The organism is Comamonas sp. Tr-654 (assembly GCF_011752915.1).
In the GTDB taxonomy this organism is placed as follows: Bacteria; Pseudomonadota; Gammaproteobacteria; order Burkholderiales; family Burkholderiaceae_C; genus Comamonas.
Genome location: NZ_VWWQ01000003.1, coordinates 448,285 through 471,542, shown reverse-complemented (window position 1 = coordinate 471,542; position 23,258 = coordinate 448,285). Strand labels below are relative to the sequence as shown.

General features: G+C 61.2%; 20 protein-coding genes. 15 read left to right on the top strand and 5 right to left on the bottom strand.

Annotated elements, in window-relative coordinates; all coding sequences use genetic code 11:
* Nucleotides 1–79: 79 nt before the first annotated feature.
* Nucleotides 80–1,063, top strand: coding sequence for a tripartite tricarboxylate transporter substrate binding protein (locus F3J24_RS11810; protein ID WP_230629883.1), 984 nt, complete (start codon nt 80–82; stop codon nt 1,061–1,063).
* Nucleotides 1,064–1,317: 254 nt separating this feature from the next.
* Here F3J24_RS11810 and ugpQ read toward each other — a convergent pair whose 3' ends face one another.
* From ugpQ to ugpB, 5 genes are all read right to left on the bottom strand, one after another.
* Complete coding sequence (gene ugpQ / locus F3J24_RS11805; protein ID WP_167006240.1) at nt 1,318–2,091, bottom strand: glycerophosphodiester phosphodiesterase; 774 nt, start codon at nt 2,089–2,091, stop codon at nt 1,318–1,320.
* A gap of 182 nt (nt 2,092–2,273) precedes the next feature.
* A complete protein-coding gene (locus F3J24_RS11800) occupies nt 2,274–3,281 on the bottom strand; it encodes a sn-glycerol-3-phosphate import ATP-binding protein UgpC (RefSeq protein ID WP_167006237.1) in 1,008 nt (335 codons plus the stop codon).
* Between the two features lie 65 nt (nt 3,282–3,346).
* Entirely contained in the window at nt 3,347–4,198 is an 852-nt protein-coding gene (gene ugpE / locus F3J24_RS11795) for a sn-glycerol-3-phosphate ABC transporter permease UgpE (RefSeq protein WP_003058493.1), read from the bottom strand.
* A gap of 2 nt (nt 4,199–4,200) precedes the next feature.
* On the bottom strand, nt 4,201–5,082 hold the full coding sequence (gene ugpA / locus F3J24_RS11790) for a sn-glycerol-3-phosphate ABC transporter permease UgpA (RefSeq protein ID WP_043003485.1): 882 nt from the start codon (nt 5,080–5,082) through the stop codon (nt 4,201–4,203).
* Nucleotides 5,083–5,199: 117 nt separating this feature from the next.
* The gene (gene ugpB, locus F3J24_RS11785; protein WP_167006234.1) at nt 5,200–6,513 is read right to left on the bottom strand and encodes a sn-glycerol-3-phosphate ABC transporter substrate-binding protein UgpB; all 1,314 of its coding nucleotides are present in this window, start codon (nt 6,511–6,513) and stop codon (nt 5,200–5,202) included.
* A 493-nt stretch (nt 6,514–7,006) separates the two neighbouring features.
* On the opposite strand from ugpB, the gene F3J24_RS11780 reads away from it, so the two are divergent.
* The 14 genes from F3J24_RS11780 to folE all read left to right on the top strand — a co-directional run bounded on the left by F3J24_RS11780 (nt 7,007) and on the right by folE (nt 23,074).
* On the top strand, nt 7,007–10,924 hold the full coding sequence (locus F3J24_RS11780; RefSeq protein ID WP_167006231.1) for an FAD/FMN-binding oxidoreductase: 3,918 nt from the start codon (nt 7,007–7,009) through the stop codon (nt 10,922–10,924).
* A 111-nt stretch (nt 10,925–11,035) separates the two neighbouring features.
* Nucleotides 11,036–11,473: an HIT family protein gene (locus F3J24_RS11775; protein WP_167006228.1), complete on the top strand. Its 438-nt coding sequence runs from the start codon at nt 11,036–11,038 to the stop codon at nt 11,471–11,473.
* Nucleotides 11,474–11,547: 74 nt separating this feature from the next.
* Nucleotides 11,548–11,967 carry a gamma-butyrobetaine hydroxylase-like domain-containing protein gene (locus F3J24_RS11770; protein WP_043003482.1) on the top strand — a complete coding sequence of 140 codons (420 nt, stop codon included), beginning with the start codon at nt 11,548–11,550 and terminating at the stop codon, nt 11,965–11,967.
* Between the two features lie 243 nt (nt 11,968–12,210).
* The gene (gene ubiE, locus F3J24_RS11765) at nt 12,211–12,942 is read left to right on the top strand and encodes a bifunctional demethylmenaquinone methyltransferase/2-methoxy-6-polyprenyl-1,4-benzoquinol methylase UbiE (protein ID WP_043003481.1); all 732 of its coding nucleotides are present in this window, start codon (nt 12,211–12,213) and stop codon (nt 12,940–12,942) included.
* A 51-nt stretch (nt 12,943–12,993) separates the two neighbouring features.
* Nucleotides 12,994–13,992 (top strand): Tim44 domain-containing protein, encoded by a 999-nt coding sequence (locus F3J24_RS11760; protein ID WP_167006225.1) that lies wholly within the window; start codon nt 12,994–12,996, stop codon nt 13,990–13,992.
* 147 nt (nt 13,993–14,139) lie between these two features.
* Complete coding sequence (locus F3J24_RS11755) at nt 14,140–14,751, top strand: SCP2 domain-containing protein (RefSeq protein WP_003058478.1); 612 nt, start codon at nt 14,140–14,142, stop codon at nt 14,749–14,751.
* Entirely contained in the window at nt 14,748–16,316 is a 1,569-nt protein-coding gene (gene ubiB / locus F3J24_RS11750) for a ubiquinone biosynthesis regulatory protein kinase UbiB (protein ID WP_167006221.1), read from the top strand. Before F3J24_RS11755 ends, ubiB begins: the two co-directional genes overlap by 4 nt.
* A gap of 35 nt (nt 16,317–16,351) precedes the next feature.
* Nucleotides 16,352–17,803, top strand: coding sequence for a sodium:solute symporter family protein (locus tag F3J24_RS11745; RefSeq protein ID WP_167006218.1), 1,452 nt, complete (start codon nt 16,352–16,354; stop codon nt 17,801–17,803).
* Nucleotides 17,804–17,904: 101 nt separating this feature from the next.
* Nucleotides 17,905–18,171 (top strand): FmdB family zinc ribbon protein, encoded by a 267-nt coding sequence (locus F3J24_RS11740; RefSeq protein ID WP_167006215.1) that lies wholly within the window; start codon nt 17,905–17,907, stop codon nt 18,169–18,171.
* 14 nt (nt 18,172–18,185) lie between these two features.
* The gene (locus F3J24_RS11735) at nt 18,186–18,830 is read left to right on the top strand and encodes a DUF502 domain-containing protein (protein WP_167006213.1); all 645 of its coding nucleotides are present in this window, start codon (nt 18,186–18,188) and stop codon (nt 18,828–18,830) included.
* 18 nt (nt 18,831–18,848) lie between these two features.
* Complete coding sequence (aspS, locus tag F3J24_RS11730; protein ID WP_167006211.1) at nt 18,849–20,654, top strand: aspartate--tRNA ligase; 1,806 nt, start codon at nt 18,849–18,851, stop codon at nt 20,652–20,654.
* Nucleotides 20,655–20,897: 243 nt separating this feature from the next.
* Nucleotides 20,898–21,401 (top strand): dihydroneopterin triphosphate diphosphatase, encoded by a 504-nt coding sequence (nudB, locus tag F3J24_RS11725; RefSeq protein ID WP_167006209.1) that lies wholly within the window; start codon nt 20,898–20,900, stop codon nt 21,399–21,401.
* A 14-nt stretch (nt 21,402–21,415) separates the two neighbouring features.
* Nucleotides 21,416–22,180 carry an endonuclease/exonuclease/phosphatase family protein gene (locus F3J24_RS11720; RefSeq protein ID WP_167006207.1) on the top strand — a complete coding sequence of 255 codons (765 nt, stop codon included), beginning with the start codon at nt 21,416–21,418 and terminating at the stop codon, nt 22,178–22,180.
* Nucleotides 22,181–22,351: 171 nt separating this feature from the next.
* The gene (folE, locus tag F3J24_RS11715; protein ID WP_167006204.1) at nt 22,352–23,074 is read left to right on the top strand and encodes a GTP cyclohydrolase I; all 723 of its coding nucleotides are present in this window, start codon (nt 22,352–22,354) and stop codon (nt 23,072–23,074) included.
* Nucleotides 23,075–23,258: the final 184 nt, after the last annotated feature.

Sequence of the window (23,258 nt, the reverse complement as noted above, 5' to 3'; positions counted from 1 at the left end):
CCCGGTGCAAGCTGGCCAAGCCGGTTTTCCTGGGCAGTGCCTGGCGCTGCCGATGATTCTTAAAACCAAGGAGACAACAATGAACAAGATTTCAATGAATATGCTGGCCGGCCTGATGGCTGGCGCAGGCCTGCTTTTGTCCGCGGGCGCACAGGCTCAGGACGCCTTTCCGACCAAGCCCATCCGCATCGTGCTGGGCTTCCCCGCCGGCGGCCCGCTGGACCAGCATGCCCGTCTGCTGACCGACAAGCTGCAGGGCGTGCTCGGTCAGCCGTTGGTGGTGGATTACAAGCCCGGAGCGGGCGGCTCGGTGGGGGCGCAGGACGTGATGCGCTCGCCCGCAGACGGCTACACGCTGATGCTGGCCAATACCGGCGTGATGGTCATCAACCCTGCGCTCTACAGCAAGCTGCCCTACAACACGCTCAAGGACTTCACGCCGATTGCCCGCACCGCCATGCAGCCGTTGGCGCTGCTGGTCAACAACAAGGTGCCGGCCAAGACGCTGACCGAGTTCACTACCTATGCCAAGGCCAACCCCGGCAAGATCAACTTCGGCTCGGCGGGCAACGGCGGCATCAGCCATCTGGTGCCCGAGATGTTCAAGAGCGCCGCAGGCGTGGATCTGGTGCACATTCCCTACAAGGGCAGCGCGCCTGCGTTCACCGATCTGATCGGTGGCCAGGTGCAGTTCATGGCCGAGAGCATTCCCCAGGCTGCCGCCTATCACAAGCAGGGCAAGGTGCGCGCCCTGGCCGTGACCAGCAAGGAGCGCAACCCCGCGCTGCCCGAAGTGCCGACCGCCATCGAGTCCGGCCTCAAGGGCTTCGAGGTGGTGGGCTTCTATGGCTTCCTGGCGCCTGCCGGTCTGCCCAAGGAAGTGACGGCCAAGCTCAGCAATGCCTTCCAGCAGGTGATGAACATGCCCGACGTGAAGAGCCGCATGGTCGAGCAGGGCGCCGATCCAGCCTTCCTCGGCTCTGAAGCCTTCGGCAAGTTCCTGGCCGGCGAGACGCCGCGCTGGGCGGCAGCCGTCAAGGCCTCGGGCACGAAACTGGATTGACACCCCCTGAGGCGCTGTGCCTAGGCGGCCCCGCGCCTTCCCCCGCTCTCGCAGTGCTGCGCACTGCGGGCAGGGGCTGCCCTGATTTGTAAGTGACAGTATTGGAGGTGGTGAACGCAAAAAAGCCCGGTCACTTTGGGTGGCCAGGCTTTTGTTTTGCTATGGATATCGAAGCTGCTTGCGCCTGATTTGAAAGAAATTCAGCATTGATTGATGCTGAAATTCAAGGTGGATATGCGTAAGCAGCTACTGATTTACAGCTGTTCGCTTGTCTGCGCGGGGCTGAAAAGGTCCACGCGGTCGGTGATGATGCCGTCCGTGCCCAGGTCGATCAGGCGTTGTGCGGCCCATTGGTCGTTGACGGTATAGCTGCTGCAACGCAGGCCTGCGCCATGCACCTTGGCCACCAACTCGGGCGTCCACAGGGCGTGATTGAGCACCATGGCGCTGCAGTCCAGCTCCAGGGCCTGCTTCAGGTCGGCATCACCGTTACCGTCGATTTTGTCCAACAGCAGGCCGCGCGGAATATGGGCCGCGGCCTCGCGGGCACCCTTGAGCGAGTCGGGCTTGAACGAGGTGAACAGCGGTTGCACCTCGGTCTTCGGCCAGATGCGGTTCATCAGCTCGCCGCAGGCACGGCCGGTTTCCAGTTCCTGGCCCGGGGTTGGCTTGATTTCCACATTCAGATGCAGATGGTTGGCCAGGCACCAGCGTGCCAGGGCTTCCAGCGTGGGCAGGGCCTCGCCCGCATAGGCGCGAGAGTGCCAGCTGCCGGCATCGAGCTGGGCGATCTCGCCCATGCTGAGTCCGCCGCCAATGCCGTGGCCGTTGGTGGTGCGCTCCAGCGTGGCGTCATGCATCAGAAACAGCACGCCGTCCTGGCTGAGCTTGGCGTCGCATTCAAAGAAGCGGTAGCCATGCTGCGCGCCCAGGCGGAAGGCGCTCATGGTGTTCTCCGGTGCCAGCTTGCCGGCGCCGCGGTGGGCGACCCAACGTGGGTAGGGCCAGGGTTTCAATGCAGTAGTCATGATCAATCCAACAAAGGTTTGCGGCTCAACACTTTTCTGCGAGTTTGGCGCTGCGCCTGGAGCAGGCAGCATTCAAACAGGAGACACCGAGGAAGGGCCGCCCCGCACCGAGGGTGTCGTCCCCCTCCGGCGCCTGCGCCAGAGAGGGGGAAGCGGCGAAGCCGCTCAGGGGGTGTTTCGATTTAGGCGCGTTTGCCGGTTTCGGCGTTGAACCAGTGCAGGCGGTCTTCGCGTGCCGAGATGCGGGCGGTTTCGCCGGGCTTGGGGTAGGGCTTGCCTTCTTCCACGCGCACGGTAACGTCTTCATCGCCCACCTTGCCGTGCAGCAGGCGTTCGGCGCCCAGCAATTCCACGGTCTGTACCTTGAACTCCACGCCACCGGCTTCCACCAGGTCGATGTGCTCGGGGCGGATGCCCAGGATCAGGCCGGGCTTGCCATTGGGCGAGTGCTTGAGCAGGTTCATGGGAGGGGAGCCGATGAAGCCCGCCACAAAGGTGGAGGCCGGTGTGTGGTAGACCTCTTCGGGTGTGCCGAACTGCTCCACATTGCCGCCGTTCATCACGACCATGCGCTGGGCCAGGGTCATGGCCTCGACCTGATCGTGGGTCACGAACAGGCTGGTGATGCCCAGCTCGGCGTGCAGCTTCTGGATCTCCAGACGGGTCTGGCCGCGCAGCTTGGCGTCCAGATTGGACAGGGGTTCGTCAAACAGGAACACCTGGGGCTGACGCACGATGGCGCGGCCCATGGCCACGCGCTGACGCTGGCCGCCCGACAGCTGGCGCGGCTTGCGGTCCAGCAGATGGCTCAGTTCCAGAATCTTGGCGGCCTTGTCCACACGACGCTTGATTTCGTCCTCGGGCACCTTGGCGAGCTTCAGGCCGTAGGCCATGTTCTCGTAGTTGCTCATGTGGGGGTAGAGCGCGTAGTTCTGAAACACCATGGCGATATTGCGCTTGGCGGGCTCCAGGTCGTTGACCTTGTTGGAGCCGATCAGCAGGTCGCCATCGGTGATTTCTTCCAGGCCGGCGATCATGCGCAGCAGGGTGGACTTGCCGCAGCCCGAGGGGCCGACCAGCACGATGAATTCGCCGTCGTTGATCTCGACGTTGATGCCGTGAATGACGGGCACGGCGGACTTGCCCGTGCCATAGCGCTTGACGATGTTCTTCAGGGAGATGGATGCCATGGGAGGTATTCCAGGTATTCGTTCAATGGGTCAAAAGAAGGTGGTGGAGGTCGTGGTCGAGAGCCTTACTTCTCGGTATCCACCAGGCCTTTGACAAACCACTTTTGCATCAGCATGACCACCAGCGTGGGTGGCAGCATGGCCAGGATGGCGGTCGCCATCACGATGTTCCAGTCGATGGCGGCTTCGCCGCCGCCAGCGACCATCCGCTTGATGCCCACGACCACGGGATACATGTCTTCCGAGGTGGTCATCAGCAGGGGCCAGAGGTACTGGTTCCAGCCGTAGATGAACTGGATCACGAACAGCGCGGCAATCGAGGTCTTGGACAAGGGCACCAGGATGTCCTTGAAAAAGCGCATGGCGCCGGCGCCGTCGATGCGGGCGGCTTCCACCAGCTCATCGGGCACCGTCAGGAAGAACTGGCGGAACAGGAAGGTGGCGGTAGCCGAGGCAATCAGAGGCAGAGACAGACCGGCGTAGCTGTTGAGCAGGCCCAGTTCGGCCACGACCTTGTAGGTGGGCAGAATGCGAACTTCCACGGGCAGCATCAGGGTCAGGAAAATCGCCCAGAAGCAGATCATCTTGAACGGGAAGCGGAAGTACACGATGGCGAAGGCCGACAGCAGCGAGATGGCGATCTTGCCCACGGTGATGATCATGGCCACGACAAAGCTCACCCACATCATGTGGACGACGCTGGTGTTGGAGCCCAGCTTGCCGGAGCCCAGCAGTGCTTCCTTGTAGTTTTCCCACAGGTGGGTGCCAGGCAGCAGAGGCATGGGCGCCTGCACGATCTCGCTGGCCGTATGGGTGGAGGCCACCAGTGCCAGATACAGCGGGAAGGCCACGATGGCCACACCGACGACAAGCACCAGGTGCGAGAAGAAATTGAGCCAGGGGTTGCGGTCAACCATGATCAGTACTGCACTTTCTTTTCAACATAGCGGAACTGGATCACAGTCAGCACAACAACAATCAGCATCAGGATCACGGACTGCGCAGCCGAGCCGCCCAGGTCCAGCGCCTTGAAGCCGTCCAGATACACCTTGTAGACCAGGATTGACGTGGACTGGCCGGGGCCGCCGTGGGTGGCCGCATCGATGATGCCGAAGGTGTCGAAGAAGGCGTAAACGATGTTGATCACCAGCAGGAAGAAGGTGGTGGGCGAGAGCAGCGGCAGCTGGATGTTCCAGAAGCGGCGCCAGGGGCCGGCACCATCAATCGAGGCCGCTTCTATCAGGGCCTTGGGTATGGATTGCAGTCCTGCGAGGAAGAACAGGAAGTTGTAGGAAATCTGCTTCCACACGGCGGCCAGCACAATCAGTGCCATGGCCTGGTTCTCGTTCATCAGGTGGTTCCAGTCATAGCCAAGCTTGCCCAGGAAATAAGCCACCACGCCGATGGACGGCGAGAACATGAAAATCCACAGCACGCCGGCAATCACGGGGGCCACGGCATAGGGAATGATCAGCAGGGTCTTGTAGACCATGGCGAAGCGCACGATGCGGTCCGCAAAAATGGCCAGTGCCAGCGATGTGGCAATGCCCACGCCCGCCACCAGCACCGAGAACAGCGCGGTGCGGTAGAAGGAGTCCAGATAGGTGGGGTCGGCGAACAACTGGCGGAAATTGTCCAGGCCCACCCATTCGGTGCTCATGCCGAACGCGTCTTCCATCTGGAATGACTGGAGTACCGCCTGACCAGCGGGCCAGAAAAAGAAGATGCCGATGATGAGGAGCTGGGGTGCGATAAGCACCCAGGGCAGCCACCTGGATCGGAAAAGAACGCGTTTTTCCATGAGGAGTCACAAATAAAAAAACCACCGGAGCCTGGGTTCAGTCAACGTGGCATTCAAAGGGCTGTGCCTTGGGTGAAGGCACAGCGGGTCTGGGGGTGCCCTGAGGCACCCTCAGGATTACTTCTTGTAGGAACGCTCGAAACGGGCCAGCAGCTCGTCGCCACGGGTCACGATGGCGTCCAGAGCCTGCTTGCCGGTCTTCTTGCCAGCCCACACCTGTTCGAGTTCTTCGTCCTCGATGGTACGGATCTGCACATAGTTGCCCAGACGGATACCGCGCGAGTTGTTGGTCACCTTGCGGATCATCTGCGTCACGGCGGTATCGGTGCCGGGGTTCTTGGCGTAGAAGCCGGACTTGTCGGTCAGATCATAGGCGGCCATGGTCACGGGCAGGTAGCCGGTGCGCTGGTGCGAAGCGGCCTGCACCTTGGTCTGCGACAGGAATTCGAAGAACTTGGCCACGCCCTTGTAGTGCTCGGCATTCTTGCCGGACATCACCCACAGCGAAGCGCCACCGATCACGGTGTTCTGGGGAGCACCCTTGACATCGGGGTAGTAGGGCAGGGCAGCCAGGCCGTAGGCGAACTTGGCGTTCTTGGCCACATCGCCGTAGAACCCGGACGAAGTCTGGATCATGGCGCATTCACCGGCGGTAAACGAAGCCTGGGGAATGGAGCCGCGGCCCTTGTAGACAAACTCGCCGGCCTTGGCTGCTGCGGCCAGATTGTCGATGTGCTTGACGTGCAGAGGCGAGTTCACCTTCATGCGTGCTTTGTAGCCGTTGGCGCTCAGGCCGTTTTGCTCGGTGGCGAACTCAACGTTGTGCCAGGTGGAGAAGGATTCCAGCTGGGTCCAGCCTTGCCAGGCCAGAGTCATGGGGCAGCTGTGGCCGCTTTCCTTGAGCTTCTTGGCGGCAGCAAAGACTTCGGGCCAGGTGGTGGGGGCCTTGTCGGGGTTCAGGCCGGCCTTCTTGAAGGCGTCCTTGTTGTAATAGAAGATCGTTGTCGAGCTGTTGAAGGGGAAGCTCAGCATCTGGCCGTTGGGGGCGGTGTAGTAACCGGCCACGGCGGGGATGTAGGCCTTGGGGTCGAAAGCGACACCGGCGTCGGCCATCACCTTGCCCACGGGTACGGTCGCGCCCTTGGAAGCCATCATGGTGGCAGTGCCCACTTCGAACACCTGCAGGATGTCCGGTGCATTGCCCGAGCGGAAGGCTGCAATCGCGGCTGTCATGGACTCGTCGTAGGCACCCTTGTAGGTGGGGACGATCTTGAAGTCCTTCTGGCTCTCGTTGAACTGCTTGGCCAGGTCATTGACCCACTCGTTGTTCACGGCAGTCATCGAGTGCCACCATTGGATTTCGGTGGTGGCTTGTGCCGAGAAGGCAGTTGCGGCGACGGCGGCGGCCATGGCCAGTTGCTTGAATTGCATGAAGGCTCCTCTAACTTTCGTTGACGAAATATGCGGTGATGCACATTAAGTCATTCGTATGACATATGGATGTCATTGTTTGCATGGGCTTGTGCGCTTCACCATGGGCAGAACCCGGAGTCAAAAGCCGTTGCATGACGATCTGGTGACAATTGATGGTGCGCGAAGCTGCGCCATTCTAGGTCAACGGCATTTCGTTTGTTGTTGGTAGTCTTTCGTATTGAGTTGTTTTTGATTCGGAAATGTATGATTTTTGTCTAAATAGCCTATGGAAGATTCATCGATGATTGAGAGGCAAGTGCTGTGAGCGAATTCGCAGTGTCGCGCCGCGTTGTCATGCAGCGAAGCTGCCCGGGGCTTGCTGCTGCTTTGGCGATAGCAGGGCTGACCACTCAGAACCCATAGCAAAGCATGGCTGAGCTGCCGTCGCTTAAAATCGCCATCCCACTGGCTTAGGGGCGCCACACAGAGGGCGCCCGATACGGTCTACCCCATGAATGTACCGATTGCGTTGGCTGCCGCCCTCCAGGCCCAGGCTGCCGAACCCGCACGACTGCGCGAGATTCCCTATAACTACACATCGTTCTCTGACCGTGAGATCGTGATTCGTCTGCTGGGCTCATCCATGTGGGATGTGCTCAATCAGCTGCGTCAGGAACGCCGCACCGGCCGATCCGCCCGCATGCTCTACGAAGTGCTGGGGGATATCTGGGTTGTGCAGCGCAATCCCTATCTTCAGGACGATCTGATCCACAACCCTGACCGCCGCAAGTCGCTGGTCGAGGCGCTGGAGCATCGTCTGGCCGAGATCGACAAGCGCCGCGAGCCCAACGAGGATACCGTGCGCGATCAACTGGTGGGTCAGCTGGTGGAGGCGGCCCATCGCGCAGTGCATGAATTCAATGCCACGTTTGTCGAAGCCGAGCAGCTTCGCCGTCGCGCGCAGAAGACACTGCGCCGCTATACCGCCAAGGACAACATCAAGTTTGACGGCCTGTCGCGCGTGGCCCATGTGACCGACGCGACCGACTGGCGCGTCGAGTACCCGTTTGTGGTGCTGACGCCTGATACCGAAGCCGAGATGGCAGGCCTGGTCAAGGGCTGTATCGAGCTGGGCCTGACGATCATTCCGCGCGGAGGCGGCACGGGTTATACGGGTGGTGCCATTCCTTTAACATGGCGTTCGGTGGTCATCAACACCGAAAAGCTGGAGGCGCTGACCGAAGTCGAGATGCGCATGATTCCCGGCGTGGACCACGAAGTGCCCACCATCTACTCCGAAGCCGGTGTGGTGACTCAGCGCGTTGCCGACGCGGCAGAGCGCGGCGGTTTTGTATTTGCCGTGGACCCGACCTCCATCGAGGCATCCTGCATCGGCGGCAATATCGCCATGAACGCGGGCGGCAAAAAGGCGGTGCTCTGGGGTACGGCTCTGGACAATCTGGTGTCCTGGCGCATGGTCACCCCGGATGCACAGTGGCTGGAAGTCACGCGCCTGGATCACAACCTCGGCAAGATTCACGACGCCGAGATGGCCTGCTTCGAGCTGAAATACTTCGAGGCGGACGGCAAGACCCCTGTGCGCACCGAGCGCCTGGACATTCCTGGCCACACCTTCCGCAAGGAAGGTCTGGGCAAGGACGTGACCGACAAATTCCTCTCGGGTCTGCCTGGCATTCAGAAGGAAGGCACGGACGGTCTGATCACCAGCGCACGCTGGGTGGTGCACCGCATGCCGGCGCACACGCGTACCGTGTGCATGGAGTTCTTCGGCAATGCCAAGGATGCCGTGCCCTCCATCGTCGAGATCAAGGACTACATGTTCGCCGAGCAAAAGCGCTCGGGCGTGCTGCTGGCCGGTCTCGAACACCTGGACGACCGCTACCTCAAGGCCGTGGGCTACGCGACCAAGAGCAAGAAGGGCAACGGCCGTCTGCCCAAGATGGTGCTGCTGGGCGATATCGCCGGTGACGACGCCGACGAAGTGGCCCGCGTGGCGGCCGAGGTGGTGCGCATCGCCAATTCGCGCAACGGCGAAGGCTTTACCGCCGTCAGCGCCGAGGCGCGCAAGAAGTTCTGGCTGGACCGCAAGCGCACGGCAGCGATCTCGCGCCATACCAACGCCTTCAAGATCAATGAAGACGTGGTGATTCCCCTGCCGCGCATGGCCGAGTACACCGATGGCATCGAGCGCATCAATATCGAGCTGTCGCTGCGCAACAAGCTCAAGCTCTGCGACGAGCTGAGCGGCTTTTTCAAGCATTCCGATCTGCCTTTGGGCAAGAGCGACGATGCCGGCGACATCCCCAGCGCCGAGCTGCTGGAAGACCGCGTGCAGCAGGCTCTGGCGCTGGTGGCCGAGGTGCGCGAGCTCTGGCAAGGCTGGCTGGACGGCGTGGCCACGCTGTTCCCGGAGCTGCAGGATCACCGCCTGCGTGCGAGCTGGAAGACCCAGCTCAAGGAGCCGCTGTCCAAGATTTTTGCTGGCGCTGCCTTCCAGCAGCTGCGCGAATCCGTCAACGAGATTCACCAGAAGGTGCTCAAGGGCCGTGTCTGGGTGGCGCTGCACATGCACGCCGGCGACGGCAATGTGCACACCAATATTCCCGTCAACTCCGATGACTATGAAATGCTGCAGACCGCGCACGAAGCCGTGGCCCGCATCATGGAGCTGGCGCGCAGTCTGGACGGCGTGATCTCGGGCGAGCACGGCATCGGCATCACCAAGCTGGAATTCCTCTCGGATGCCGAACTCGCGCCGTTTGCCGATTACAAGAAGCGTGTGGACCCCGAAGGCCGCTTCAACAAGGGCAAGCTGATCCGCAACGAAGAGTGGGATGCCCTGGCGCACCAGAGTCACGATGGCCGTTCGCCGCGCGAGTCGCTGATGTTTGCCGACCTGACCAATGCCTATACGCCCAGCTTTGGTCTGATGGGTTACGAATCCATCATCATGCAGCAGTCGGATATCGGCGCCATCGCCAACTCCGTCAAGGACTGCCTGCGCTGCGGCAAGTGCAAGCCTGTGTGCGCCACCCATGTGCCGCGCGCCAATCTGCTGTACTCGCCACGCAACAAGATTCTGGCCACCTCGCTGCTGGTGGAGGCCTTCCTCTACGAAGAGCAGACACGCCGTGGCGTTTCCATCAAGCACTGGCAGGAATTCGAGGACGTGGCCGACCATTGCACGGTCTGCCACAAGTGCTTCAACCCCTGCCCGGTCAAGATCGACTTCGGCGACGTGACCATGAATATGCGCAATCTGCTGCGCAAGATGGACAAGAAGAGCTTCCGTCCCGGCAACAAGCTGGCCATGGCCATGCTCAACGCCACCAATCCCGACACCATCAAGTTCATGCGCACGGCCATGGTGGGCGTGGGCTTCAAGGCCCAGCGCCTGGCGGCCGACGTGCTGGGAGCGGTTGCCAAGAAGCAGACCGCGCACCCGCCCGCATCGGTGGGCACGGCTCCCATCAAGGAGCAGGTGATCCACTTCATCAACAAGAAGCTGCCCGGCGGTCTGCCGACCAAGACGGCGCGCGCCTTGCTGGACATCGAGGACAAGGATTACGTGCCCATCATCCGCGACCCGCAGGCCACCAAGTCGGACACCGAAGCGGTGTTCTACTTTCCTGGTTGCGGCTCCGAGCGCCTGTTCAGCCAGGTGGGTCTGGCCACGCAGGCCATGCTCTGGCATGCCGGCGTGCAGACCGTGCTGCCGCCCGGCTATCTGTGCTGCGGCTATCCCCAGCGCGGCTCGGGCCAGTTCGACAAGGCCGAGAAGATGATCACGGACAACCGTGTGCTCTTCCACCGTGTGGCGACCACGCTCAACTATCTGGACATCAAGACCGTGGTGGTGAGCTGCGGTACCTGCTATGACCAGCTGCAGGGCTACCAGTTCGACAAGATCTTCCCCGGCTGCCGCATCATCGACATCCACGAATATCTGCTCGAAAAAGGCATCACGCTGCAGAACAAGGGCTCGTACCTCTACCACGACCCCTGCCACACGCCCATGAAGCAGCAGGACCCGATGAAGACCGTCAAGGCCTTGATGGGCGACAACGTGCTCAAGAGCGAGCGCTGCTGCGGCGAGTCCGGCACGCTGGGGGTGACGCGTCCCGACATCTCCACGCAGATCCGCTTCCGCAAGACCGAAGAGATCCGCAAGGGCGAGGCCGCGCTGCGCGACAACGGTCAGCTCGGCGCCCAGGACAACGTCAAGATCCTGACCAGCTGCCCCAGCTGCCTGCAGGGCCTGAGCCGCTACGGCAACGATCTGAACAACGGTCTGCTCGAAGCCGACTACATCGTGGTCGAGATGGCGCGCGACATCCTGGGCGAGAACTGGATGGCCGAGTATGTGAATCGCGCCAACCAGGGCGGTATCGAACGCGTGCTGGTGTGATGCCCCCTGAGTCGCTTCGCGCCTTCCCCAAGGGAGGCCGGGGCGGTCCTGCCTCGGTGTCTCTGGCCTGTGCCGGTGTCACATCGAGAAGCATTGCAATGGAGATTTCAGATGCTGGTTGAAAATTGTCCTCTGTGTGCAACCGATGGCGGCGCATTGATCTGGAGCGGTGAGAAGCTGCGCGTGATCCGCGCTGTGGAAGCTGGCTTTCCGGCCTTTTATCGCGTGGTCTGGAATGAGCATGCGGCCGAGTTCTCGGATCTGAGCGCGGCAGATCGCATTGTCTGCATGGATGCGGTGGCCCTGGTGGAGCGGGTGTTGCGCGAGCAACTGGCTCCGACCAAGATCAATCTGGCGGCTCTCGGTAATATGGTGGCGCATCTGCACTGGCATGTGATTGCGCGCTATGACTGGGACAGCCACTTTCCCGCTTCGATCTGGGCTGCGGCCCAGCGCGAGCGCGATGAAGCCCGCGAAGCTGCGATTGCCCGCCAGCTGCCGCAGGTGGACGAGATGCTGCAAAAGGCACTGGCCCTCTGGGCTTCGTGATGTCGTTCATCTCCGTCGGGAGATACAAAGGGCAGCTTGAGGCTGCCCTTTTATGCATTGATTAGGAGAAAACCATGGCAGGACTGCAAGCCAACACTCCCACCCCCCAGTCGCTGACCGTGCATGGTGCATCGCGCGTGCTGGAGGTCTCTTATTCGGATGGCAAGACCTTCCGCATCCCGTTCGAGCTGCTGCGCGTGTACTCGCCCTCGGCCGAAGTCCAGGGCCACGGCCCTGGCCAGGAAGTGCTGCAGACCGGCAAGCGCGATGTGGGCATCAACACCGTTGAGCCGGTCGGCAACTACGCCATCAAGCCCTTCTTCAGCGACGGGCACGAAAGCGGCCTCTACACCTGGGAATACCTCTACCAGCTGGGTAGCCAGCAGGACGCTCTGTGGCAGCAATATCTGCAGCGTCTGCAGGAGGCCGGACTGGAGCGCGACACGCCCATGCCCGAGAAGGGCGCCGGCGGTCATGGCTGCAGCGTGCATTGAGCTTTGACTTTCAGGGGCTTGCATGTCGGCCCAAAAGCCGGCAGCAACGTCCCGCACACGCCACATCGCCCATGCGTGCAGCGCAGGGTTATTGAGGCTGGTGCTATATTTCCAATAGCTGGAAGCGCATGTGAAATAAGCGCTCGAGGCGAATTCTTTCCAAAAACCATAGTGCTTCAAAGCCTGTAGCTATACGGGGTTGTCGCTGTACGCGCAAGCACTGCCTGCTTAGCATTCCTTGTTATGAGCTCCACACACTTCGGATTCCAGACTGTTGATGAAAGCGAGAAGGCATCGCGCGTACGCGGTGTGTTCGACTCCGTGGCTTCCAAGTACGACGTTATGAACGACGTGATGTCGGGCGGTCTGCACCGTGCCTGGAAGGCTTACGCGCTGATGGTGGCCAACCTCAAGGAAGGCGACAAGGCGCTGGACATCGCAGGTGGCACGGGTGATCTGTCCCTGGCTTTTTCCAAGAAGGTCGGGGCCAGTGGTCAGGTGGTACACACCGACATCAACGAAGCCATGCTGCGTGTGGGGCGCGACCGTCTGACCGACAAGGGCGTGATCCTGCCCACGCTGGTCTGCGATGCGGAAAAGCTGCCTTTTCCCGACAACTATTTCGATCTGGTCAGCGTGGCCTTCGGTCTGCGCAATATGACGCACAAGGATGCCGCGCTCAAGGAAATGAACCGCGTGCTGCGTCCTGGCGGCAAGCTGCTGGTGCTGGAATTCTCCAAGGTGGCCAAGCCCCTGGAGAAGGCCTATGACTGGTACTCGTTCAAGGTTTTGCCGGCCATGGGCAAGATGATTGCCGGCGATGCCGAAAGCTATCGCTATCTGGCCGAATCCATCCGCATGCATCCGGGCCAGAAGGAACTCAAGGCCTTGATGCAGCAATGCGGCTTTGGTCATGTGGACTATCACAACATGACGGGAGGCGTCTGTGCCTTGCATGTGGGAATCAAGTGTTAAGTGCGCCTGGTGCGCAGATTTGTAGCGACTTTCTAGAAGAAGGGAGATGAGATGAAGAAACTTTGGTCAATCGCCTTGGTGGCAATGCTGGTGGTGGCACATGGTCAGGCCGATGCCAAGCGCATGGGCGGCGGCTCATCGTTGGGCAAACAGTCGGGCAACGTCACCCAGCGTGAAGCTTCTCGTGCTCCTGCTCAGAATCCCCAGCAGGCTGGGCAGCAGAATGCGGCGCAGCAAAACCGCGCGGCCCCGCCCGCAACTCCGGCCGCTGCACCCAAGAAGCCATGGGGTGCCATGCTGGGTGGCCTGGCCGCAGGCCTGGGCCTGGCCTGGCTGGCCAACTCGCTGGGCATGGGCGAAGCCTTTGCCAATATGCTGATGTTCGGTCTGCTCGCCATGGTGATCATGGTGGTGGTCGGCATGATCATGCGCCGTCGCAAGCCCGCGCCTGCCATGCAGAGCAATCACAGCCCATTCGCCTTTCAGGGCGCAGGCAATCTGGGCGGTGATGCCAACGCTCCCCAGGCTCGCCAGTACAACCCTGAAAAAGTGGGCAATGATGCGTCGGCTCGTCCCTGGGAGCAGAACCATATTCCCGAAGCCGCAGCAGCAGCCGGTGGCTCCATGATCGGATCTGCATTGTCGGGTTCGCAGAACTGGGGCGTGCCCGCAGACTTCGATGCCGAAGGCTTTCTCACGGCAGCCAAGCGCAACTTCGTGACGCTGCAATCGGCCTGGGACAGGTCCGACATCACGACCCTGCGCTCCATGATGACCGACGAGATGCTCTCGGAAATCCGCAGCCAGCTGTCCGAACGCGAGAGCCAGCGTGCCGGTGAACCCAACCACACCGATGTGCTGATGATCGATGCGCAACTGCTGGGCATCGAAGATCTGGGCAATGGCTATATGGCCAGCGTTGAGTTCTCCGGCATGATCCGTGAAGAGGCCTCGGCAGGCCCCAGCCCCTTCCGCGAAGTCTGGAACATGACCAAGCCCAAGAGCGGTGCCAGCGGCTGGCTGGTGGCAGGCGTGCAGGCGCTGCAATAAAGCCAGGGCTCTAACTGGCATGTCCCGACCGGGGACGCCCAGCGAGAGCCTGACCGGCCCTTCGCCTCTCGGCGAAGCCGCCGTCCCCTCAGGGCGAAGGTGCAAAGCGCCACAGCAGGGAATCAATTTCATGAATAATCGGGGACTATGGCAACACAGTCCCCTTTTTCTTTTCTGGGCGGTCTCGTCGAACGCGTGATGGCCGGCCCCCAAGCTCCCGAATGGCTGGTGAGTGAAATGCATCAGCGTCTGGTGCTTTTCCTCAACCATGTGCTGATGCAGGAAAAAGAGGCCAGGGATCGCCTCGTGCGCCAGAAAGGCCGTATTGCGCGCGTGCAATGGCGCCAGTACTCGGTCGCCTTGCTGGTCACCCCTGCCGGCCTGTTCGATCTGGCTCCTGCCGAGGCGGCGCCCGATCTGATGCTGGAAGTCACGGAGACCTCTCCGCTGTCGCTGGCCCAGACGGCCTTGCGTGGCGACAAGCCCAGCATTCGCATCGAAGGCGACGTGCAGTTTGCCGCCGAAATCAACTGGCTGGTGGATAACGTCAAGTGGGATGTGGAGGAAGACCTGGCCCGCCTGATCGGTGACGTGCCGGCCCACACCATCGCCAAGGTGGCTCGCACCGCTGCTCAAGGGCTGCGTCAGTTCGTCGGCGCACGCATGGGCGGCAAATCCGCCTCTGCTGCCGATGCGGCCCATCCTGCCAGCACGGCCCCCGTGGCAGCCATGCCCGGCGCCGATTACACACAGCCATGAGCCGTTTTCTGCGAGGCTGGGCCATCCTCTGGGTGGTGTTTCGTTATGGGCTCGACGAGCTGGTGCTCTCCGGGATTCCGCATCCGCGACTGCGCAGCCTGCGCGGCGTGCTCACCTTCGGCCGCAAGCTGGACAAGCCGCGTGGCGTGCGCCTGCGCGAGGCACTTGAGGAACTGGGCCCGATCTTCGTGAAGTTCGGTCAGGTACTGTCCACACGCAGTGACCTGATGCCGCCCGATGTGGCCGAGGAGCTGGCCAAGCTGCAGGATCGCGTGCCGCCGTTCGATTCCCAGATTGCGGTGGACACCATCGAGCGTTCCTTTCGCAAGCCGCTGGAGCAGATCTTCATCAGCTTCGAGCGCGAGCCAGTGGCCAGCGCATCGATTGCCCAGGTGCATTTTGCCCGGATCCGCGACAAGGACGGTATCGAGCACGATGTCGCCGTCAAGGTGCTGCGTCCGGGCATGAAGTCCGTGATCGACAAGGATCTGGCGCTGATGCACATGATGGCGAGCTGGCTGGAAAGGCTCTCCCACGACGGCAAGCGTCTCAAGCCCAAGGAAGTGGTTGCCGAGTTCGACAACTATCTGCACGACGAGCTGGATCTGATCCGTGAAGCCTCCAATGCCGCGCAGCTACGCCGCAATATGGAAGGGCTGGATCTGGTGCTGATCCCCGAGATCCACTGGGATTACTGCCACACCGATGTGATGGTGATGGAGCGCATGAAGGGCGTGCCCATCAGCCAGGTCGAGCGCCTGCGCGAAGCCGGCGTGGATATCCCCAAGCTGGCGCGCGACGGCGTGACCATCTTCTTTACCCAGGTGTTCCGTGACGGCTTCTTCCATGCCGACATGCACCCGGGCAACATCATGGTCAGCCTGGAGCCCGATGCCTTCGGACGTTATATCTCGCTGGACTTCGGCATCGTCGGCACGCTGACCGAGTTCGACAAGGAATATCTGGCGCAGAACTTCCTGGCCTTCTTCCGCCGCGACTACAAGCGCGTTGCCGCCTTGCACGTGGAAAGCGGCTGGGTGCCGGCCACGACACGCGTCGAGGAGCTGGAGGCGGCCATCCGCGCCGTCTGCGAGCCTTATTTCGACCGGCCTCTGGCCGAAATCTCGCTGGGCATGGTGCTGATGCGCCTGTTCCAGACCTCGCGCCGTTTCCAGGTCGAGATCCAGCCCCAGCTGGTGCTGCTGCAAAAGACCTTGCTCAATATCGAAGGCCTGGGGCGCCAACTCGACCCCAACCTCGACCTCTGGAGCACGGCCAAGCCGTTCCTCGAGAAATGGATGCTGGACCAGATGGGGCCGCAGCGCCTGTGGCATGAGCTGCAGGCTCAGGCCCCACGTTACGCCAAGATCCTGCCCGACATTCCACGGGTGCTGCACCAGTATCTGTCCAGGCATGGCGCTGGCAATGACAGCGAGACTCTGCTCAAGGAGCTGCTGCAGCAGCAGAAAACGACCAACCGTCTGCTGCAGGCCATCCTCTGCGGCGGTATCGGTTTCGTCATCGGTCTGGTGGTGCTGCAGGTTCTGCTGCGCATCCGTTTCTGAGCTTTCCCTTTCTTTAGAGTTCGAGGAGTGCCAGCGTGCTGCTCTCATTGGTGATCGTCTACCTGTTAGTGACCATCGGCATTGGTCTGTGGGCCGCCAGACGCGTGAAGAACACGGCGGATTTCGCCATTGCCGGGCGTCATCTGCCGCTCTACATGATCATCACCACCACCTTTGCGACCTGGTTCGGGTCCGAGCTGGTGCTGGGCGTGCCTGCCAAGTTCATCGAAGGCGGACTGCATGCGCTGGTGGAAGACCCGTTTGGCGCGGGCATGTGCCTGATCCTGGTGGGCGTGTTTTTTGCGGCCAAGCTCTACCGCATGAATCTGCTGACCATCAGCGACTACTACCGCTCGCGCTATGGCCGGACTATCGAGGTGGTCTGCTCGCTGATCATCATGCTCAGCTATCTGGGCTGGGTCTCCGCCCAGGTCACGGCACTGGGCTTGGTCTTCAACCTACTCTCGGGCGGTGTCGTCAGCATTCCCATGGGCATGACGATCGGCGTGCTCTCCGTGCTGGTCTACACCCTGTTCGGCGGCATGTGGTCGGTGGCCGTGACGGATTTCGTGCAGATGATCATTCTGGTCGCCGGCCTGCTGATACTGGCCTTTTTTGCCGGTGACATGGCGGGCGGCGCGGGCAAGGTGGTCGATCTGGCCACCAGCCGCGATCTCTTCAAGTTTCTGCCCGAGCCTTCGCTGCACGAAATCGTTTTCTTCATCGGCGCTGCCGTGACCATGATGCTGGGCTCGATTCCGCAGCAGGACATCTTTCAGCGCGTGATGTCGGCAGACACCGAGAAGTCGGCCGTGCGCGGCACCATCATTGGCGGAGCCTGCTATGTGATCTTTGCCTTCGTGCCCATGTTTCTGGTGGCCAGTGCGCTCATCATCATGCCCGCCGAAGCCACGGCGCTGCTGGCCGATGATCCTCAGAAGGTGCTGCCCACCCTGGTGATGGACAAGATGCCTTTCGCCATGCAGGTGCTGTTTTTCGGAGCGCTCCTCTCGGCCATCAAGTCCTGCGCCTCCGCCACCTTGCTGGCCCCCAGCGTGACCTTCACCGAGAACATCTGGCGTCAGTTCCGCCCCTACACCTCGGACAAGGACAATCTCAGGACCATGCGCATCAGCGTGCTGGTGTTCGCGGCCTGTGTGCTGGCCTATTCGATCGTCATGGAAGGCACGCCCATCTATGAGCTGGTCGCCAGTGCCTATCAGGTGCCGCTGGTGGGGGCCTTCGTGCCGCTGGTGTTCGGCCTGTACTGGAAGCGTGCCACCACCCAGGGCGCCATCAGCGCCGTGGCGCTGGGCATCGGTGTGTGGCTCATCTTCATGGTCACGCCCGTGCTCAACCAGGCTTTTCCACAGCAGCTGGCTGGTCTTTTGGCTGCGGTCGTCGGCATGCTGGCAGGCTCGCTGCTGCCCCAGTGGATCAGCAACCATCACCGTGAAATAGAGTCCTTTGCCGAGATCAAGGCTTGAGGGCGCAAACCGGCGCCGCCGGGGCTTGCTTGCGCAGCGCAGCAAAACCAGGGGCGGCGCCTATAATTGAGGGTTTTTGCACTTCCCCCGTTTTTAGCGCTATGCCTATCTATGCATACAAGTGTGGTTCCTGCGGCCACGCCAAGGATGTGCTGCAGAAAATCTCGGACGCGCCGCTGACCGTGTGCCCAGCTTGCGGGGCCGAGGCCTTTTCCAAGCAGCTCACCGCTCCGGGCTTTCAGCTCAAGGGTTCTGGCTGGTATGCCACGGACTTCAAGAACAGCGGCAGCAAGCCGGCTGCAAGCACCTCTTCATCCAGTGACAGTGCCGCTGCAGCAGCCGCAGCCCCTGCACCCGCCAATTCCTGAGGCTTACCCACACTATGTCTGCATTGCGCAAGTGGCTGATTGCCGGTTTGCTGGTCATCGTTCCCCTGGTCATCACGCTGGGCGTGCTCAACTGGATCATCGGAACGCTGGATCAGACGCTGGCCATTCTTCCCGAGGCCTGGCAGCCCGACAGATTGCTGGGCATGCATATTCCGGGCTTTGGCGTTATTCTGACCTTGCTGATTTTGCTGCTCGTGGGCGGCATTGCCAGCAATTTCATCGGCCGCAAGCTGGTGGGTTGGGGTGATGCGCTGGTGCGCCGCATTCCCGTGGTGCGCTCCATCTATTCCAGCGTCAAGCAGGTCTCGGACACCGTGTTCTCCGACAGCGGCAACGCTTTTCGCACGGCAGTGCTGGTGCAGTGGCCGCGTGAGGGTGTATGGACCGTGGCTTTCGTCACAGGCCAGCCCAGCGGTGAGGTGGCGGCCCTGTTGCGCGACGAATATCTGAGCGTCTTTGTGCCTACTACGCCAAACCCCACAGGGGGTTATTTCGTGCTGGTTCGCAAGAGCGAATGCATCGAGCTGGAAATGAGTGTGGATGCAGCGCTCAAATACATTGTTTCGATGGGCGTGGTGGCTCCGCCAGACCTCGCACTGATCGAAGAATCCAAACAAACAACCTTGTCGCACCCCTAAGGTGCAGGAAGAATTTTCATGGCAATGCGTTCTCAATACTGCGGTCTGGTGACCGAAGCCCAAATGGGCGAAACCGTGACCTTGTGCGGCTGGGTGAATCGCCGCCGTGACCATGGTGGCGTGATCTTCATCGACCTGCGCGACCGCGAAGGCTATGTGCAGGTGGTCTGCGATCCCGACCGCGCCGAGATGTTCAAGGTGGCCGAAGACGTGCGCAACGAGTTCTGCGTGCAGGTCAAGGGTGTTGTGCGTGCGCGTCCCGCTGGCACGACCAACGACAAGCTCAAGAGCGGCCAGATCGAAGTGCTGTGCCATGAGCTGAACGTGCTCAACGCGTCCGTCACGCCTCCTTTCCAGCTGGACGACGACAATCTGTCGGAAACCGTGCGCCTCACGAATCGCGTGATGGACCTGCGCCGTCCCGTGATGCAGCGCAATATGATGCTGCGCTACAAGACCGCCATCCAGGTGCGTAACTTCCTCGACAAGGAAGGCTTCATCGACATCGAGACTCCCATGCTGGGCAAGTCCACGCCCGAAGGCGCCCGTGACTACCTCGTGCCTTCGCGCGTGCATGACGGCGAATTCTTCGCGCTGCCCCAGTCGCCCCAGCTGTACAAACAGATGCTGATGGTCTCGGGTTTCGACCGCTACTACCAGATCACCAAGTGCTTCCGCGACGAAGACCTGCGCGCTGACCGTCAGCCTGAATTCACGCAGATCGACTGCGAAACCTCCTTCCTGAACGAAGAGGAAATCCGCGCTATCTTCCAGCGCATGATCAAGGAAGTCTTCCAGACCCAGCTGAACGTGGATCTGGGCGAGTTCCCCATCATGACCTACCAGGATGCGGCCTTCCGCTTCGGTTCGGACAAGCCCGACCTGCGCGTCAAGCTGGAGTTCACTGAGCTGACCGACTGCATGGGCGATGTGGACTTCAAGGTCTTCTCCACCCCTGCCACCACCAAGGGCGGCCGTGTCGTGGCCCTGCGCGTGCCTGGCGGCGCATCGATCTCGCGCGGCGAAATCGACGGCTACACCGAATTCGTGAAGATCTATGGCGCCAAGGGCCTAGCCTGGATCAAGGTGAACGAAGTGGCCAAGGGCCGTGATGGCCTGCAGTCGCCCATCGTCAAGAACCTGCACGACGCAGCGATCGCCGAAATCATCAAGCGCACCGGCGCCCAGGATGGCGACTTGCTGTTCTTTGGCGCAGACAAGGAAAAGATCGTCAACGACTCCATCGGCGCTCTGCGCCTGAAGGTCGGTCACAGCGAATTCGGCAAGAAGAACGGCCTGTTCGAAGACAAGTGGGCACCGCTGTGGGTGGTGGACTTTCCCATGTTCGAGCACGACGAGGAATCCGGCCGCTGGGTGGCTGTGCACCATCCTTTCACCTCGCCCAAGGATGGTCACGAAGACCTGATGGACACCGATCCCGGCAAGTGCATTGCCAAGGCCTACGACATGGTCTTGAACGGCTGGGAACTGGGCGGCGGCTCGGTGCGTATCCACCGCGCCGACGTGCAGGCCAAGGTGTTCGAAGCCCTGAACATCACGCCCGAGCAGCAGCGCGCCAAGTTCGGCTATCTGCTGGACGCGCTGCAATACGGTGCGCCTCCCCATGGCGGCCTGGCCTTCGGTCTGGATCGTCTGATCACGCTGATGACCGGCTCCGACTCCATCCGCGACGTGATTGCCTTCCCCAAGACACAGCGCGCCCAGGATCTGCTGACCCAGGCTCCCTCGCCCGTGGACGAGAAGCAGCTGCGCGAGCTGCACATCAAGCTGCGCAACCCCATGGTGGTCACCACCGAGGCTTGATTGCCTAGCTTCCCGTGAACAGCGCCGGTCGCTGTTCACCACCGGGCGCCAGTTCGCGAAAGCGGCTGGCGCTTTTTTGTTGCTTTGAAATTGGGAGCTGCTTGCGCCTGTCAATCTTGAAATTCAGATAGTTTTTAGTCTGAATTCAATGAATGGCATGCGGTAGAAGCTATGAATATTGATGGCTATCAAGCAGCAGGGCGACTCCGCATGCTGTCATCCTGGCCGCGCTAATATGCTGCGATGGAAGTCAGGCCCTACAAGATTCCGCAGTCCGTGCTGGTCGTGATCTACCGTGAAGACGGGAAGGTGTTGCTGCTGCGTCGCAGCATTGCGGCGCCCGAGGGCGAGCCTTTCTGGCAATCCGTCACGGGCAGCAAGGACAGCCTGGACGAGGACTGGCATGAAACCGCGGTGCGCGAAGTGCTGGAGGAAACCGGCATCGATGCGCTGGCGCCGGACTGTTGCCTGACAGACTGGGAACTCGAGAACGTCTACGCCATCTATCCTCAATGGCTGCATCGCTACGCGCCGGGTGTCAGCCACAACCAGGAGCGTGTCTTCGGCCTCCGTGTGCCATCTCACCTGAGCGTGCACTTGAATCCCAGGGAGCACACCGCACATGATTGGCATGATTGGCGTGAGGCAGCCCAGCGCTGCTTTTCTTCTTCCAACGCAGAAGCTATTTTGCTGTTGCCGCGCTTCGAGCCGGCGCTGGCCAAGCGCCGGTGCAGGCAGCAGCCTTGAAACCATCAGTGCCTATGTCTGAAGTTCAGTTGTTTACACCGCCAGAGCCGCAGATCCTGCGCGTGGCCACCTACAACATTCACAAGGGTGTGCAGGGCCTGGGCCCTGCCAGGCGCCTGGAGATTCACAATCTGGGACTCGCGGTGGAGCAGCTCGATGCGGACATCGTCTGCCTGCAGGAAGTGCGCAAGATGAACCGCAAGGAGGAGCAGTACTTCGACCGCTGGCCCAATGTGCCGCAGGCCGAGTACCTGGCTCCCGAAGGCTACGAGTCCGTCTATCTGACCAATGCTTACACCAGGGACGGCGAGCACGGCAATGCGCTGCTCAGCCGCTGGCCGGTGATCGGCTACCAGCACGAGGACATCTCGGACCACCGCTTCGAGCAGCGCGGCCTGCTGCATGTGGAGCTGGACATCCACGGCAAGCGCGTGCACTCCATCGTCGTGCACCTGGGCCTGATTCCGGGCAGCCGCATTCGCCAGATTGCACTGCTGCAGCGCTTCATCGAGCGCGAGGTGCCGCCCAATGCGCCGCTGGTGGTGGCGGGCGACTTCAATGACTGGGGCAACCAGATCAAGCGCATGCTGGCGGGCTTCGGCCTGTTCGAGTACGAGGAGACGCAGGGCATTCTGACCTATCCTTCGCGGCTGCCGATTGCGCAGCTCGACCATATCTATGTGCGCGGCCTGACACCGCTGGGGCTGCAGGTGCCCAAGGGGCGCATCTGGTGGCGCATGTCGGATCATCTGCCGCTGATCGCGGAGTTCCAGCTATAGCAGCCCTGGGCCCGGCCCTGTGCCTTCCCCTTTCTCGCCATCTCTGGCTCCGGGTGCAGGCTGATTGAGTGATTGCTCCTGAAACAATAGCTTCCGACGCCTTGTGAATCTGCCTCTGGATGCCAAATCCTTTGTAGCTTCGGGAAGTTGATTCACTGGTACCATCCTTGGATGTTCAGAGATCTCGCCGATATGAAAAAAGACAACCAGGCCGAAGGTACGCCCGTCTCGGTCAAGATCCGCGAGCGGCTGCAGGCGGCGAACAAGCGTTTCCACGCCAACGACAATATTTCCGAATTCATCGAGCCCGGCGAGCTGGAGAAAATGCTGGACGAGGTGCAGGATAAGATGCAGGGCGTGCTCGATTCCATGGTGATCGACACCGTGCACGACCACAACACCCGTGCCACGGCCCGCCGCGTGGCCAAGATGTATTTGAACGAGGTCTTCCGTGGCCGCTACGTGGCCCAGCCCGCGATCACCGAATTCCCCAATGCCGAGCACCTGAACGAGCTGATGATCGTCGGCCCGATCACTGTGCGCAGCGCCTGCAGCCACCACCTGTGCCCCGTGATCGGCAAGATCTGGATCGGCGTGCTGCCCAACAAGAACACCAACGTGATCGGCCTGTCCAAGTACGCGCGTCTGGTGGACTGGATCATGGGCCGTCCGCAGATTCAGGAAGAAGCCATCATCCAGTTGGCTGATCTGATCATGGACAAGACCCGTCCCGACGGACTGGCCGTGGTCATGGAAGCCTCGCATTTCTGTATGTCCTGGCGCGGCGTGCGCGAGATGGACTCCAAGATGCTGAACTCCGTCATGCGCGGTGCCTTCCTGACCAACTCCGAACTGCGCCGCGAATTCCTCTCGCTCATAGCAGCCCGAAAATAAATGATCCCCCTGTGGCGCTTCGCGCCTTCCCCCAGGGGGGGACGACGCCTTTGCTGCGGGGCGGCCCTTGCTTGGCGTCCCTCACATGTGCTGCGCCAGTCACATCACGCACTGGCCATGTTCGGCCAGATGAGCAACTGAACTTTTCTTTTCAAAAGGCTGCGCGTCGCGCGGCCTTTTGCAT